15 protein-coding genes are annotated in these 14908 nt (G+C 59.1%); 6 read left to right on the top strand and 9 right to left on the bottom strand.

Going from position 1 to position 14908, the window contains the following annotated elements; all coding sequences use genetic code 11:
• Window positions 1-96: 96 nt before the first annotated feature.
• Window positions 97-492 carry a DUF427 domain-containing protein gene (locus BVU99_RS16315; protein WP_025302787.1) on the bottom strand — a complete coding sequence of 132 codons (396 nt, stop codon included), beginning with the start codon at window positions 490-492 and terminating at the stop codon, window positions 97-99.
• 231 nt (window positions 493-723) lie between these two features.
• On the opposite strand from BVU99_RS16315, the gene osmB reads away from it, so the two are divergent.
• Window positions 724-936 carry an osmotically-inducible lipoprotein OsmB gene (gene osmB / locus BVU99_RS16320; RefSeq protein WP_004940700.1) on the top strand — a complete coding sequence of 71 codons (213 nt, stop codon included), beginning with the start codon at window positions 724-726 and terminating at the stop codon, window positions 934-936.
• Between the two features lie 154 nt (window positions 937-1090).
• Here the strand turns inward: osmB and BVU99_RS16325 are convergent, their stop codons facing one another.
• The gene (locus BVU99_RS16325; protein ID WP_210403912.1) at window positions 1091-2638 is read right to left on the bottom strand and encodes a methyl-accepting chemotaxis protein; all 1548 of its coding nucleotides are present in this window, start codon (window positions 2636-2638) and stop codon (window positions 1091-1093) included.
• 414 nt (window positions 2639-3052) lie between these two features.
• Between BVU99_RS16325 and BVU99_RS16330 the strand changes: the two genes are divergently transcribed.
• Together BVU99_RS16330 and BVU99_RS16335 are read left to right on the top strand one after the other, a co-directional pair.
• A complete protein-coding gene (locus tag BVU99_RS16330) occupies window positions 3053-4291 on the top strand; it encodes a hypothetical protein (RefSeq protein WP_043142747.1) in 1239 nt (412 codons plus the stop codon).
• A gap of 49 nt (window positions 4292-4340) precedes the next feature.
• Window positions 4341-4736 (top strand): polyketide cyclase, encoded by a 396-nt coding sequence (locus BVU99_RS16335; RefSeq protein WP_099816829.1) that lies wholly within the window; start codon window positions 4341-4343, stop codon window positions 4734-4736.
• A gap of 6 nt (window positions 4737-4742) precedes the next feature.
• On the opposite strand, the gene BVU99_RS16340 is transcribed toward BVU99_RS16335, so the two are convergent.
• Window positions 4743-6461 carry a penicillin-binding transpeptidase domain-containing protein gene (locus tag BVU99_RS16340; protein ID WP_043142739.1) on the bottom strand — a complete coding sequence of 573 codons (1719 nt, stop codon included), beginning with the start codon at window positions 6459-6461 and terminating at the stop codon, window positions 4743-4745.
• Window positions 6462-6568: 107 nt separating this feature from the next.
• Window positions 6569-8494, bottom strand: a complete 1926-nt coding sequence (gene mrdA / locus BVU99_RS16345; RefSeq protein ID WP_099816828.1) for a penicillin-binding protein 2 — start codon at window positions 8492-8494, stop codon at window positions 6569-6571.
• Between the two features lie 294 nt (window positions 8495-8788).
• Between mrdA and BVU99_RS16350 the strand changes: the two genes are divergently transcribed.
• Window positions 8789-9070, top strand: coding sequence for a YjcB family protein (locus BVU99_RS16350; protein ID WP_004940713.1), 282 nt, complete (start codon window positions 8789-8791; stop codon window positions 9068-9070).
• Between the two features lie 36 nt (window positions 9071-9106).
• Here the strand turns inward: BVU99_RS16350 and BVU99_RS16355 are convergent, their stop codons facing one another.
• The gene (locus BVU99_RS16355) at window positions 9107-9553 is read right to left on the bottom strand and encodes a MarR family transcriptional regulator (protein WP_038629307.1); all 447 of its coding nucleotides are present in this window, start codon (window positions 9551-9553) and stop codon (window positions 9107-9109) included.
• Window positions 9554-9804: 251 nt separating this feature from the next.
• Between BVU99_RS16355 and BVU99_RS16360 the strand changes: the two genes are divergently transcribed.
• Window positions 9805-11004, top strand: a complete 1200-nt coding sequence (locus BVU99_RS16360; protein ID WP_004940721.1) for a multidrug efflux MFS transporter — start codon at window positions 9805-9807, stop codon at window positions 11002-11004.
• 171 nt (window positions 11005-11175) lie between these two features.
• On the opposite strand, the gene BVU99_RS16365 is transcribed toward BVU99_RS16360, so the two are convergent.
• The 4 genes from BVU99_RS16365 to BVU99_RS16380 form a co-directional block, all read right to left on the bottom strand.
• A complete protein-coding gene (locus BVU99_RS16365) occupies window positions 11176-11667 on the bottom strand; it encodes a nuclear transport factor 2 family protein (RefSeq protein ID WP_025302780.1) in 492 nt (163 codons plus the stop codon).
• Window positions 11668-11676: 9 nt separating this feature from the next.
• On the bottom strand, window positions 11677-12129 hold the full coding sequence (locus tag BVU99_RS16370; protein ID WP_028127408.1) for a MoaF N-terminal domain-containing protein: 453 nt from the start codon (window positions 12127-12129) through the stop codon (window positions 11677-11679).
• Between the two features lie 310 nt (window positions 12130-12439).
• Window positions 12440-12874 carry a glyoxalase gene (locus BVU99_RS16375; RefSeq protein WP_099816827.1) on the bottom strand — a complete coding sequence of 145 codons (435 nt, stop codon included), beginning with the start codon at window positions 12872-12874 and terminating at the stop codon, window positions 12440-12442.
• Between the two features lie 17 nt (window positions 12875-12891).
• Complete coding sequence (locus BVU99_RS16380) at window positions 12892-13761, bottom strand: AraC family transcriptional regulator (RefSeq protein ID WP_070915565.1); 870 nt, start codon at window positions 13759-13761, stop codon at window positions 12892-12894.
• Between the two features lie 181 nt (window positions 13762-13942).
• On the opposite strand from BVU99_RS16380, the gene BVU99_RS16385 reads away from it, so the two are divergent.
• The gene (locus tag BVU99_RS16385) at window positions 13943-14860 is read left to right on the top strand and encodes a DMT family transporter (protein ID WP_099816826.1); all 918 of its coding nucleotides are present in this window, start codon (window positions 13943-13945) and stop codon (window positions 14858-14860) included.
• Window positions 14861-14908: the final 48 nt, after the last annotated feature.

Below are 14908 nucleotides of genomic sequence, written 5' to 3' on the forward strand. Positions count from 1 at the left end.
TTAAAACATAAGGAAAGCGTATCAATTTACGGTAATACACATAATGAGTAGGGATAATGAGAATGTCAACCTGCCCCGCCCGATGGCGGCGGCGGCTCACGCTTCTGTGCGGATCTCCGTCACTTTATCGGGATAAAATGCCAGATGATCCTTGATCGCTACCACGGCGTTGTAGGGCATTTCATAACTCCAGGCCACATTGGCCTCCTGCTCGCCGTTAAGCACAAGGGAGAAATAACTGCAGTCGCCCTTATAAGGGCAGTAGCTGACGTGCTCGTTTTTCTGCAACAGCGCCCGATTCACATCCTCACGCGGAAAGTAAAACACCGGCGGATAGGTGGCTTCCTGCAGGATGAGCACGTTGCGGCTGTCGGCCAGGGTCTGACCGGCTGCACGCACGACAACCCGCGCCGGATGGCGGGTCAAGGTGATTGGGTGGTCCGGGCCGGGGATTTTCACCGGTTTGCCGGATGCGGAAACGAGATCGGACATGGCGGCCTCCAGAGTGTGCGCCCCGCACCCCGCGAGGCGTCTTTCCAGTATAGACCCACGATTTTACCGGCGGCCGCACATTCGGCGAGCAATCGCTTTTCACCGCCGCAAAATTAAGAATTTTTACCTGTTCGATTTTCTTACGGAGGAATACATTCATCCCAACTTCTACCGGCAGGTTAATCGGATTATTTTTAATCCATTAATCAGTCAATTTACCAGGAACTCATTATGAATATTAAACGTGCCGCAGGTGTGTTGGTGGTGGTGATGGCAACGCTTTCCGTTACCGCATGTGGGCATATGTCCAATCGCGATCGCAACACGGCGATCGGCGCGGGCGTCGGTGCAGTCGGCGGTGCGGTGCTGACCGACGGCAGCACGCTGGGTACCCTCGGCGGCGCGGCGCTGGGTGGCATTATCGGCCACCAGACCAGCCGTTAATCATCGCGTTAAAATAATCTCTGCAGGCCGGCACTTTTTTAATCCATAAGCGCCGGTCTGTTTTTTATTTATCGAAATAACGTCCCTCAGCGGTGGAAAATAATAAATAACGTTTAGCGCAGCTTTATTATTCATTAACCTGCGTCAGGGTTATTTATTGCACAGGCAGCCTGAAACGCGCCATCGCTTTTTCCAACCGTTCCGATTCGCCCTGCAGCGACTGAGAAGCGTCGGTCACCGCGTTCACCACGGCGCCGGTTTGTTGCACCACCTGATTCAGCGCCGCAATGCGCGCCGTCACGTCCTGAATGCTCTCCCCCTGATTGAAAGACGCCTGCGAGATTTCCCCCATCAGGGCACTGCATTTGTTCACCAGATCGATAATCTGGCGCAGGTTGCCGGTCAGCAGATCCACCGCCTGCGAACCTTGATCGATTTGCTGCAGTGAACGGTTGATCAACTGCTGAATATCGCGCGTCGAATGGCTGCTCTTTTGCGCCAACAGACCCACCTCTTTGGCTACGATGGCAAAGCCGCGGCCGTGAACGCCGGCATGCGCGGCCTCGACCGCCGCATTCAGCGCCAGAATATGGGTCTGGAACGCCACGCTGTCGATCAGCGCGACGATGCCACGCATCTCGGCCGATTGGTTGACGATCCCTTGGATTGAAACATTGACGGTTTCCATCATCTGCTCACCGGCGCCGGCGTACTGCCGGGCTTGTTCGGTTCGTTGGCTGGCCTGCTGGGCGTATTGGCCGTTTTCTTCCACCCGCGCCGCCAGCTGCTGCACGTGCTCGGTCGCCAACTGCAATTCGCCGTCCTGCTTCGCCGACTGTGCCGTCAACTGGCGATTGCCGTCCGCCAGCCGGCCGACGCCACTCAGGATCCCGCTCGCCGCATCGCGCACCTCGCTCACCAGCCGCTGCAGGCCGTTTTGCATATGGCCAATGCTGGTCTGCAGCTGACGCATCTCGCGGTTCAACGCCCGCTCAGGCGGCAACGGCCGCGAAAGATCGCCGGCGGCCAGCACGTTGAGGTGCGCGATTGCCCGCTGCAGCGGTGCGATAACCCAGCGAGAGACACCGACCCAGACCCCCACGGCAATCAGCGCCAGCGCCGCCAGCGCGCCAAACGCAAAGATCTTGGCCTGCTCCAGCGCCGCCAATTGCCGCACGTTGACGTCATCGCCACGCCGCTCGTTCAGCGTCTGGTAGGCAAGATACTTCTCGTTGAAATCCGCCTGAAACGCCTGGATCGGCACGGCGAAAAACGCATCGACGCTGGCGCTGCTTTGCAACCCTTGCGCCTGTTCCTTCAGGCCGTCATAGAACAGACGATAGCTGTCTTTCAGGGCGCCCGTCGCTTCGGGCGCAGCCGTGCTCAAGCGCTCGAACCGGGCAAAGGCCTGCTTTGAAGCCGCCAACGCCGCCAACGATTCATCCAGCAGGCTATGCCAACTGCCCTCGGAGCCGGTGGCTTTATCCTGCAGATAATAGATGCCCGCACGGTTCAGGGTATCGCTGGCCGTCAGCAGCGACAGTCTGGCGCGATCCATTGTCGCCTGCTGGCGATGCAACGCATCGCCCGTCACCAGATTAACCTTGGCGTCGCGCAAAATATTGGAAATAAATAGGGTGGAAAACAATTGCAGCAGAGAAAATAGCGCGATAACGCAAATTACCCCGCTTAATAAGCCCATGCTCTTGCCGAAGCCAAACGCACGCGGTAGCGCTGCCGCAGGTTTTACCCTGCGGCCCAGTGTCAGTTTTATGTTCATGATTTTTAGTCAGTCATACCAGGATGCCGCGAGTCTAACGGGCATTGATGACACGACTATTTCAGCCTGCTCTGCGTCGCCCCCGCCGGCCAAGATCCCCCAATAATCGGTATTGCCCGTCAACTCTCATTTTTATTTCTTGACTTGTTTAATACCGGATTTATAGTTTTTCCATTAAAAAAGAAACAAAGTTTCATATATTAACCGGCGCGGAATTTAATATATGAAACGCTCAATAAAATCGTCTCAAATATAAAACCGATGAGCGTAAATGCCCTGTTCACAGGTGAAACTCGCTCGCCTTAATAAACAGTCTATTTTCTTCAGGGGCCTGCTATGCGCAAGATCACGCTTTGTTTTTTCCTTGTTTCACCAGTGAGTTATGCAACCGTCGCCGCATTGCCCAACGATGCTGCCACCACCGCAGCGCCGGTAAAAAAAAGCCGCCCGGCATTTCCGCATATTCATTGGCAAAGCGAGGATAATAAAAAGAATATTGATATCGGCGGCGCACTGCGCGCCAATTATCGCTATGAAGACTGGCACAGCAGCAATTATCGTAATCCTCCGCATTTACGCTTTGACGCCTTTCGCATCGATGCCGCCGGCCAGGTAAACGATGCATTTTTCGATGGCGGATTCTGGTTTCAGGATCGGCGCAAATACGCCATCGACCGCGCCTATGTCGGCTATCACCTGTCTGAACGTTCCGCCGTGCAACTGGGCGCGCCGTTCAAACCGTTCGGCCTGATGCCCTACCCGCAGTTCGGCTGGTCGTACGGCATTCCGTTTTACCTCGGCTTTGGCGTCAACACCGGGCTGGGCGCCAAATACCAATATCAGCATGACGATTGGGCCTTCGACGCCGCCTATTACCCGCGCATGATGCCGACCGGCGTGCGTTACGCCCCCGACGTCGCCAGCTACGACGATTTGAAAAACACCAACTATGCGTCACAGCACCTGCAGCGCAACGAAAAACGCGATCAGATAAACCTGCGGCTGACGCGCGCTTTCCACCAGGGCGGCTGGGACAATGAGCTCGGCGGTTCGCTGGCGGCCTCACGGCTCTACAACCAGGCTACCGGCGATAACGGCAGCTTCTGGGCGGCAGGCCTGCATACGCTGGTGAATAACGATCCCTGGCATCTGTCCGGCCAGGTGATCCGCTACGGTTACGACGCCAAAGGCCCGGCCGGGGCCAACAATTCGGTGATCCTGATGGGCGGCAACGGCCTGACGCCGGCCTATCTGATCCCGTCGCAGGCCACCACCGCCGCCATCAACCTGGCGCGCGACGTCGACGTACCCTGGGGGCCGGTGAAAAAGCTGCGCTTCTACAACGACTACAGCGTGCTCTGGAAGGATAAGCACGGCGGTTCCGACTCCAAAATGAATACGCTCGGGGTGCAGGTGTTCGCCATGCCGGTGATGCTGTGGGTGGATCTGACCTGGGCGCAGAACGCCAACCCGTGGGGCGGCGTGGAAAACGCCACCGGTTGGACCGGCACGCAATCCTCCGGCAGCAATAAATGGTATTTTCGCACTAACGTGAACATCGGTTACTACTTCTGAGCACGGCGAGATCTACACTGAAGTATCACCGCCAACCGGAGAAGCCACGATGCTGAGCACGCAAACGCTGCATATTGCCATCAACCGCCCCTGTGACGAGGTGTACGCCTTTCTCAGCCAGCCGGAAAATTTCCCCTTGTGGGCCAAAGGGTTAGCCAACAGTTTACGGCAGGAAGATGAAGAATGGGTGGCAGACACCCCACAGGGAAAACTTCGTATTCGCTTCAGCGCGCCGAATGCCTTCGGCGTGCTGGATCATTGGGTGACGCTGCCGAACGGCGGCGTGGTCTACGTGCCGCTGCGCGCGCTCGCCAACCGGCACGGCACCGAGGTGATCTTCACCCTGTTCCGCCAGCCGGGCATGGACGACGCGCTGTTCGCCCGCGACGCCGGGCTGGTGAACGCCGATCTGCGGGCGCTAAAGCGCCTGCTGGAATCGCGCTAATCCCCATCAGCTCTTGACCGACGACACCACGTTAAGCGGTTGGGCATCCGGCAGGATATTCATGTGCTCCAGCACCTGGGCCATGATCTTGCCGAACACCGGCCCCGCCACCGAACCGCCGAAGTGCTTGCCGGCTTTCGGGTTGTTGACCATCACCACCAGTGCCACCTGCGGATCGCTGGCCGGCGCCACGCCGGCGGTGTAGTTGATGTAGCCGCCGTCGTATTTGCCGCTGGGGCCCATTTTCTCGGCGGTACCGGTTTTGATCGCCAGCCGATAGCCCGGTACCGCGGCGCTCACCCCGCTGCCGCCAGGCAAGGCGTCGCTCTCCATCATATGCACCACGGACCGTACCGTATCCGCCGGCAGAATACGTTGCCCCATCACCGGCGGCGTCACCTTGGTGATCGACAGCGGCCGATAAATGCCGAAGGAACCGATAGCAGCATATTCGCGTGCCATCTGCAGCGGCGTCACGCGCAGCCCATAGCCGAAGGAGAAGGTAGCGCGTTCGATATCGGCCCAGCGTTCACGGTGCTGCGGCAGATAGCCGCTGCTCTCGTTGCCGATGCCAAGCTCGGTCGGCCGCCCCAGGCCAAAGCTACGGTAGACCGCCGGCAGCACGGTGGCCGGCAGCGCCAGCGCAATGTGCGATACCGCGATGTCGCTCGATTTTTGCAGCACGCCGGTGATGGTCAGTTTCGACCAGTGGCCGACGTCTTTGATCAGGTGACCGTTCACCCGATACGGCGTGGTGTCCAACACGGTATCCGGCCGGATCAGCTTATGTTCCAACCCCACCATCACCACCACCGGTTTCACCGTCGAACCCGGTTCGAAGCTGTCGCTGCTGCACACGTTGCGGATATCTTTCGCCGGCGTGCTGCCATAGTTGTTCGGGTTGAACGACGGATAGCTGGCCATACCGAGGATTTCGCCGGTGTCGATCTTGACCAGTACCGCACAGCCGGAGTCGGCCTGGTTAGCCACCACGCCGTCGCGGATCTGCGCATAGAGCACGTACTGGATAAATTTGTCGATGCTGAGCGTCACGTTCGGCGGTGGCACCGGATCCACGCTTTTGAGCACGCCGATCACCGCTCCGCTGCCATCCTTCTGATAGACCCGCAGGCCGTTTTTTCCCTGCAACAGCGGATTGAAGCCCAGCTCGATGCCCTCCAGCCCCTGATTGTCCTGGCCGACGATACCGATCAGCCCGGCGGCATCCTGGCCCATCGGATAAAAGCGGCTGAAATCCTGCTCGGCGCTGACGCCGGTCAGGTGCAGTTTGCTGATGTAGGCGGCGTTGTCGTCCTCCACCTTGCGCGCCAGGTAGACAAAACGTTTGTGCGCGTTGCTCTGGATCAGATGCTGGATGTCCGCCAGCGGGATCTTCAGCACGTTGGCCATACTCTGCCAGCGTTCGTTACCGGTATCGGTCTGGGTATCGAGAATATGCTTCGGGTCCAGCACGATGTCTTTGGACGACACGCTGACCGCCAGCGCCTCATCGTTGCGATCGGTGATCATAGCGCGGTTGGTCGGCACCACCTGGGTGCGGATCGAACGCTGGTCGGCCTGATCCGCCAACTGCTGGTGTTCCAGCAGCTGCAGGTAGCCGACCCTGAACGCCAACAGAAAAAAACAGACCAGCATGCCGGCGCAAATCCAGCCGAAACGAACTGTGGAATAGGTTTTACCGCTCTTTTTGGTCGATGGCGCCACTGTTGTGTTAACCCTACGTTTTTATTCGGTTTATGGTGTTATTTCAGTCTACCTTGCCGGAAATGGTCAGGAGATTGCAGTTTGTAAGAAAGTAAAAACAAACCGCATCACCGTTGCACATCCGCACTGTCGTTTAACTGCGGTTTACTTTGCGGCATATCACCGGGCTGTGGCGCGTTGGCCGGGTCAAAAATATGGTCGAGGATCGCGCGTGCGGTCGGCCCCGCCACCACGCCGTCGCCACCGCCGTTTTCCAGGATCAGCGCCATCGCCACCCGGGGGTTTTTGTAAGGCGCGAACAGCGTATAGAAGATGTGATCGCGTAGCCGCACCGGGATCATTTTGGCGTTGTAGGTCTGGTTTTGCTTCAGGCTGAACACCTGCGAGGTGCCGGATTTGGCGGCGATCTGGTACGGCGCGGTATGGAACAGCTTGTAACCGGTGCCGTTCGGCAGGTTGGCCATGCCGTACATGCCGTTGCGCACGATGCCCCAGTAAGGCGAGTGGGGATCACCGATCTGCGCCGCTTGCGCCGGCGGCTGGTAGCGCGTCACCCGGTTGCCCTGCTGCAGCGAATACAGCAGATGCGGCGTTTTCACCTGGCCGTTGTTGATCAGCGTGGTCAGCGCTTTTACCATCTGGATTGGCGTCGCCACCCAATACCCCTGGCCGATGCCCACCGAAACCGTATCCCCCTGATACCAGCCTTTTTTGTGCACCTTCAGCTTCCAGTCGCGGCTCGGCAGCACGCCGCGATACTCTTCGTTCAGATCGATGCCGGTGGACTGGCCGTAGCCGAACTGGCTCAGCCAGTGGTGAATACGATCGATGCCCATCTCATACGCCACCTGATAAAAGAAGGTGTCGGCAGACTCCTCGATCGCTTTGGTGACGTTGAGCATGCCGTGGCCGGTTTTCAGCCAGTCGCGGTAGCGGCGCTCCGTGCCGGGCAGCGTCCAGGTCGGCGCGCCGAAAAAGGTGGTGGTGGGCGTGATCACCCCGGCGAACAGCGCCGAAACGGCCATGTAGGGCTTCACCGTGGACGCCGGCGGGTACAGCCCCTGGGTGACGCGGTTGATTAGGGGCAGATCCGGGTTGCGGAGCAGCGCCTTATAGGCCTGATAGCCGATGCCTTTGACGAAGGGATTGGGATCGTAACTGGGGCTGGAGACCATCGCCAGAATGCCGCCGTCGCGCGGATCTTCCACCACCACCGCGGCGCGTTGCCCCTTCAGCACCGATTCAATGTACTGCTGCAGCGGCAGATCCAGCGTCAGGTAGATGTTTTTGCCGGCCTTCGGCGGCTGCTCCTTCAGCAGGCGGATCACCCGCCCGTGGTTATCCACTTCCACCTCCTGATAGCCGGTGGTGCCGTGCAGCTCGGACTCATAATAGGCTTCGATGCCCTGTTTGCCGATGTTGCGGTCGGCGGCGTAGTTTTCGCTCAGGCCGGCCTTGTCCAGGCGCTTGAGATCGCTGTCGTTGATCTTCGACACATAGCCCAGAACGTGCGCCAGCTGAGCGCCGTAAGGATATTCACGCTGTTGATAGGTATCGATTGTTACCCCGTCGAAACGGTATTGATTGACGGCAAAGCACGCCACCTCGGTGTCGCTCAGACCGGTTTTTAGCGTCACCGGCTTGTAACGGCTGTTGTGGTGCATGTCATCGCGAAACGCGCTGATGTCCTCCGGCGTCAGGTCGACGATCGGCGTCAGCGCCTGCAGCAGCGCCGCCATGTCGGTGATTTTGCTGGGCGTGATCTCGATACGATACAGTGTCACGTTTCGCACCAGCGGAGTGCCGTTACGATCAAAGATCAGCCCGCGGCTGGGAGCTAGCGGCAGCATCTTGATGTCGTTCTGGTTGGAGCGCGTCTGGTAAAAGCCGTGCTGGCGGATTTGCAGCCGGTAGAGGTTGACGATCAATACGCCGAAGCACACCACTACCAGCGCCAGCGCCACGCCTGCCCGGCGGATAAACAGTCTTTCTTCCGCAGAGTGGTCGCGAATTGTTTCTTTTAACAGGGCCATGCAGTGCCGGTACCTTTTGCGTCACATTTCCCCGCAAAATCAGGGAGCTGAAAAGCCGGCAAGCATAGCGTTATCGGGCGCGACGCCCCATGAAAAGGTTGCTAATGAAATGGCATAACTGTTTCAGCATATTGGAATGTTACCGGCGGCGATTTTTTCACCGCGATCCCCATTGAGCCCCCGTTCGCCCCAATGCTACAATGTGATCTTAATCACACTATTACCGATATTCCCCCGCATTTCCCTGTCGGCGCCCTGCCGGATGCGGCTTTTTGTTACATAGGATCGAGTTCGATGAGTACCATTGCCACCGGTTTAGTCATGATGCGCTGGGAGTTGCTGAGCGCCGTGATGATGTTCTTCGCCAGCCAGTTAAACGTCGTTTGCCGTAAAACCAGCCGCAACGGCATGGCGTTCATGTTCAGCAGCCTGGGCCTGTTTACCGCCTGCTGGTTCGTGATGGGCCTGATGGGCATCCACCTTACCCTGGAAGCCTTCACCCAGTTCTGGTCATCGGCCTGGGATCGCTACGTGGACGTGGTCAGCACCATGCCGGCCGATTGGCCGATGCCGTAACTTCGCTGCACGGGCGGCGCACCGGCCGCCCAGCGATTATTCCTCGTCCGTTGGCGCCGCCGCCAGCCGCGCCATCAACGCCCCCGCCTCAACCAACAGCGCCTGTTCTTGCTCCGTTAAACAACTTTCCATCGCCGCCAGCAGCCACGCCTCGCGTCGGCTGCGGCTTTGCTGCAGCAGGCCCAGCCCGGCGGGCGTCAGGCGTACCCGCACCCGGCGTTTATCTTCGGCATCCGGCGTGCGCACCAGCAGCCCGTCGGCCTCCAGCTCACGCAACGCGGCCGCCAGATTAGAGGAACGCATGCGCTCCGATTCCGCCAGCAGCGACGGCGTCGCCTCGCCGCCGTGGCGATCGATAGCCCCCAACAGCATCAGCTGGGCCCAGGATTTTTCGTCGCTACGCGACTCGCGCCGTAAACGGCGCACCAGCGACATTAACTGCGTGCGCAGCAGCGTCACGTCTTCAGGGTGATCTTTTTTCATTGGCATCAATCTAGCGTTCAGTTTATCCCTGCTTTCACACCGCCGGATCGCGCAGTGCCCTGCCTGGCTACCGCGCCGCTCTGGCTTAACCTAGTTACCTATGATAATATAGCTATTAATATATAGCAAAAAAGACACTGCATCGGCAGGGTTACGTTTGCTCACGCATTTGCCCCTCGCCGATTAATTTGCAGTGTTATTATTATTTTGCTTAATAAATCCCTCCTTATTCAACGTGGTACGGTAAGCCGATGGAAGCGTGGAAAGTCAATCTGATCTCGGTCTGGCTCGGGTGTTTCTTCACCGGGCTGGCGATGAGCCAAATCCTCCCTTTTCTGCCGCTGTACGTCGAACAGCTCGGCGTCAGCGATCACCAATCCCTCAGCCTGTGGTCCGGGCTGGTGTTCAGCGGCACCTTTTTGGTCTCGGCGGTGGTCTCGCCGCTGTGGGGCAGCCTGGCCGACCGCAAAGGCCGCAAGCTGATGCTGCTGCGCGCCTCGCTGGGCATGGCGATCGTCATCGCGCTGCAGGGGCTGGCCACTAACGTGTGGCAGCTGTTCGCGCTGCGCGCCCTGATGGGGCTGACGTCCGGCTATATTCCCAACGCCATGGCGCTGGTCGCCTCGCAGGCGCCGCGTGATAAAAGCGGCTGGGCGCTGGGCACGCTCTCTACCGGGCAGATCTCCGGCGTGATCGCCGGGCCGCTGTTGGGCGGGCTGATGGCCGACCATCTGGGGCTGCGGGTGGTATTTTTCGTCACCGCCGGGCTGATGTTCGTCAGCTTCCTGGTGACGCTGTTCCTGATTAAAGAGCGGCGCATCACGGTGAAAAAAGCGGATCAGCTGAGCGGCAAGGCGGTATTCCGTTCGCTGCCCTATCCGACGCTGATCGTCACCCTGTTCGTTTGTACCCTGATGATCCAGCTGGCTAACTCATCCATCAGCCCGATCCTGACGCTGTTCATTCGCGAGCTATCGGGCGACGTCAGCAATATCGCCTTTGTCAGCGGCATGATCGCCGCCGTGCCCGGCATTGCGGCGCTGATCTCGGCGCCGCGCCTCGGGCGGCTCGGCGATCGCATCGGCACCGCGCGCATCCTGATCGCCGCGCTGCTGTTCACCACCGGCCTGTTCGCCGTGATGGCCTGGGTCAATACGCCGCTGCAGTTGGGCATTCTGCGCTTCCTGCTGGGTTTTGCCGACGGCGCGCTGATGCCGGCGGTGCAGGCGCTGCTGCTGAAGTATTCCTCCGATCAGGTGACCGGGCGCATCTTCGGCTATAACCAATCCTTCATGTACCTGGGGAACGTGGTTGGCCCGCTGCTGGGATCGGGCATTTCGGCGATGATGGGGTTCCGTTGGGTGTTCGCCGTCACGGCAGTCTTGGTGCTTTGCAATGCGCTGCAGCTGCGCCATCAGTTCAAAAAAGTGGAAAATCAACGTGCGGGATAACGGGGAATGTGGGGAAACGCCTCAAGCAGTGGCGGGACAATGACGCCCATCAACCGTACCACCACTGCCAAAGGCGGCCGTAGCCTACTCGACGCGGCGGTCATTTAATATTTATGTAAGTAAATAAAGTGTTGCAGGCGCGTAGAGGGCCGCCGCAGCGGCCCTTGTGGCTCAGAACATGGTATTGTCGTTAGCCGATTTTTCCGGCACATCCTGATTGACGTCCCAATGCTCGGTGATTTTCCCCTGATCGTTCACCCGATAAATATCCACGCTGGCGGTGCCGCGATCCTGCGGGTTATTTTGGTATTTGACGTGAACGTAGACCAGATCGCCGTTGACCGCGCTGCGGTATATTTTGGCGCTGTATTGCGGATTGTCTTTAAAGGTCTGGCTGAAGAAATCGAGGAACGGCTTGATGCCGTCGCCGACGAACGGGTTATGCTGCTTGTAGTTTTCCACAATCAGCCTCTGCGCCACGCCGATGTCGTGGCGGTTGAAGAAGCCCGCGTACAGATCTTCCACCACCTTCAGCTTTTGCTGGGCATGATGATAGCCGCCCTTGCCGGCCGACTTTTGCGACGCCGCCTGATCCGTTGACAACGCCGGGTAACTCGCCAGCAAGCCGCCGACGATCGCACAGGCGATCAATGCCTTTTTCATAACTGCTCCTTAGTTTCCTGAGTGACCTACGATTTTCAGCTGCCCTTTCAGATGGGTGAAGCTGCCGTCCTTGGCGGCGATGTTGGTGTACACCTCGCCGCGCTCAAAGTCCTCGATATGCGTCACGTTGTCGCCGGACTGCGGTTCGTGCCAATAAACCATGTAGACCTTCGGCCGAATCTCCACTGCGGTGTACTGTACCGTGTCGGTAATGCCCTGCGACGCCTCGCCGATACCGGTGAAGGTCATGGTCTTGTCATCGGTAAAATCCAGCTTGAAGGCGAAATCGCCGAAGGTCACCTGCACCACTTTACCGACCGCAATAAACTGCCCGTGTTTTTCCGTCATCGTCGCCGCCTTACTGTTTGTCAGGGAGGGTTGCGCCGCCATAGCGGCAGGCAATGCCAGGGGGAAAGTCAGGGCTATCGCCAACGCGATGCCCGTTCGTTTCACTGTTTTCATCGTTCCTTCTCCTTTCCGTGGTTGAAAACGAGAATCATTATTATTTCTTAAGCATTGATGGAAATATAAGAATAATCTCTATTCCCATCAGTCACCTGGCGGCAAAAAAAGACGGGGGAAAATCGCCGTAAAATGGCATGGCAATAGCGCGTTCTGGCCCTTGGTTTTTACGCAATGAACGGGATTACTGCTTTCAGGGAAGGAAACAACTCGGGGATTCGATAGGTCTATAGCGCAGATCGCTTTAAGCTAATGCGTATTTGTTCTTAGGCCGCCCGCCGCTGCAAAACGGCGGCGAACGGCACGGCGTTTAACGCAGCCAGGGCGTATAGGTGACGCCAACCAGCAGTCCTTCCGGGCTGAGCAACCGGGTAACGCGTTGCCCCCACGGCTCTTCGCGGTTGGCGACCAACAGCCGATAACCGCGATCGACCAGCCCCTGGGTGGCTACCGCCATGTCGGCTACGTCAAACTCGATCCACGCCTGCGGCACCGCGAGATCCGCCGGCCAGCGATCGTCGCCAAAGCAGGACTGCGCCGCTTGCGCCAGCGGCCACAGGGCAAAATGCTTCACGCCGTCCAGCGCGCCTTGCTCCGACAGCAGATAGGTTTCGTTGCCCGGCATCGGCTTGAGCGGCAGCCCCAGCGCCTCGACATAAAATGCCTTACTCTCGTCGCTCTCACGCGTGATGGGCCCGAATCCGGCGACAAACAACACGCCCAGCCCGGCAAATTGTTGATCCATGCTGCACTCCCCTTCGGTTAGCGCCCCTGCCGCACCTGCAGCGGAGCAAATCCATAGGCCGCCTTGAAGCGGTTGCTGAAATGGCTGGCGGAACTGAAGCCGCACGCCAACGCGATCTCGGTGATCGGCTGTTGGCTATGCCGCAACAGCTGTTCCGCCCGCTGCAGGCGGGCGCGCATCACAAACTGGTGCGGCGCCAGGCCAGTGGCGTGCTTGAACATGCGGGCGAAATGGTATTCGCTCAACCCGGCCTGCGCCGCCAGATCCGCCAACAGCAAAGGCCGATCGAGGTGGCTTGCGATATATTCCCGCACCCGCCTGGCTACCGCAGGGGCCAGGCCGCCGCGCACCGGCGGCAGCTTCCACTGCAGCTGGCTGTAGCGCTGGATCAGGTGTGACATCAGCAGGTTCGACGCGCTGCTGAGCGCCAGCAGATTGGCGCTGTCTTGCCAATCGCAGTTGAGCAAAAACTGGCGGTACAGCAGCGTGATCTGCGGATCTTCGCCGAAGCTGCGCTGCTCCACGTTGATCGCCGCCGGGCTGCGATCCCAGGTCTGCTCCGCCAGCTGCCGCAGATGCCCATCGGTGCAATACAGATGCACGAACGACAGATCGCTGCGCACATCCCAGGTGGAGGCGTATTGGCGCGGCATGATGCAGAACCGATCCGGCCCGCCGCCGTTGCGCCAGCCGCCCGGCACCTGCTGGTAGCACTCATAGCCGTCGGCGACGTACAGGCTCAGGGTATGGTGGTCGGCGCTTTCCTGCGTGACGCGATCGTTGCAGTTGGACCAGGCGGCCAGCTCCACGCCGGTGCCCAGCAGCACGCTGCCGTGCAGCCGCGCCTTGTGCTCACGCAGTGTTTCAAACGCCTGATAGTTGGACATCGCCGGCCCCGTTGTTCGACATGCCGACAGTGTAAAGAGTGGCGCCGCGGCATGCCAGCCGCCGCCCCGCGCTTTTGGCAAAAAAAGCGCAAGAATATGCAACTGAGCGCAAAGCGCTGCAAGCGCCGCCGCGCGCCAAAGCGGATACTGCGCCATCGGTTTTTTCGGAGTAACAAATAGAATGAATGCGCTGTTGTACCTCGCCGTGGTGCTGATTTGGGGCACCACCTGGATTGCGATCACCCTGCAACAGGAAGGCCCGGTGGCCATTCCCGTCTCAATCGCTTACCGCTTCGCCATTTCCGCCGCGGTGATGTTCGCCGTGCTGTTGTTAACGCGCCGCCTGCGCCGTCTCGCCCCGCGCGATCATCTGTTCTGCGTGCTGCAGGGCTGCTGCGTGTTCGGCTTCAACTTCTTCTGCTTTTACCACGCGGCGGCTTACATCAGCAGCGGGCTGGAATCGGTGATCTTCTCGATGGCGGTGCTGTTCAACGCCCTCAACAGCCTGCTGTTCTTCCGCCAGCGCCCCAGCCCCAACCTGCTGCCGGCGGCGCTGCTGGGGTTGACCGGCATCGTGGCGCTGTTCTGGCAAGATCTGGCCGCCACCCGCATGGCGCCGGAGCTGCTTAAAGGCATCGGCCTGAGCGCGCTCGGCACCTACGGCTTCTCGCTGGGCAATATGATCAGCACGCGCCATCAGCGCCGCGGGCTGGATATTTTTTCCACTAACACCTACGCCATGACCTACGGCGCGATGCTGATGGCGCTGATCGCCCTGGCGCAGGGCGCGTCGTTCCAGATGGAATACAGCAGCCGCTATATCGGCTCCCTACTGTACCTGGCTGTCTTCGGATCGGTGATCGCCTTCGCCGCCTACTTCAGCCTGCTCGGCCGCATCGGCGCCAGCGCGGCGGCCTACAGCACCCTGCTGTTCCCGCTGGTGGCGCTGACCATCTCGACGATCTACGAAGGCTACCAGTGGCACTTCAACGCCGTGCTGGGCCTGTGCCTGATTTTGCTGGGCAACCTGGTGATGTTCGCCAAGCCGGGGCTGAAGTGGCGACGGGCAGATATCTCAAAACAAAACTCAACCCTTTGAAGCCATTGGCGAATATCGTTATCATCAGGTTTTGTTGATAACGGATGA

Origin of the sequence: Serratia sp. OLAL2 (assembly GCF_002752475.1) — a bacterium.
Lineage (GTDB): Bacteria > Pseudomonadota > Gammaproteobacteria > Enterobacterales > Enterobacteriaceae > Serratia > Serratia bockelmannii.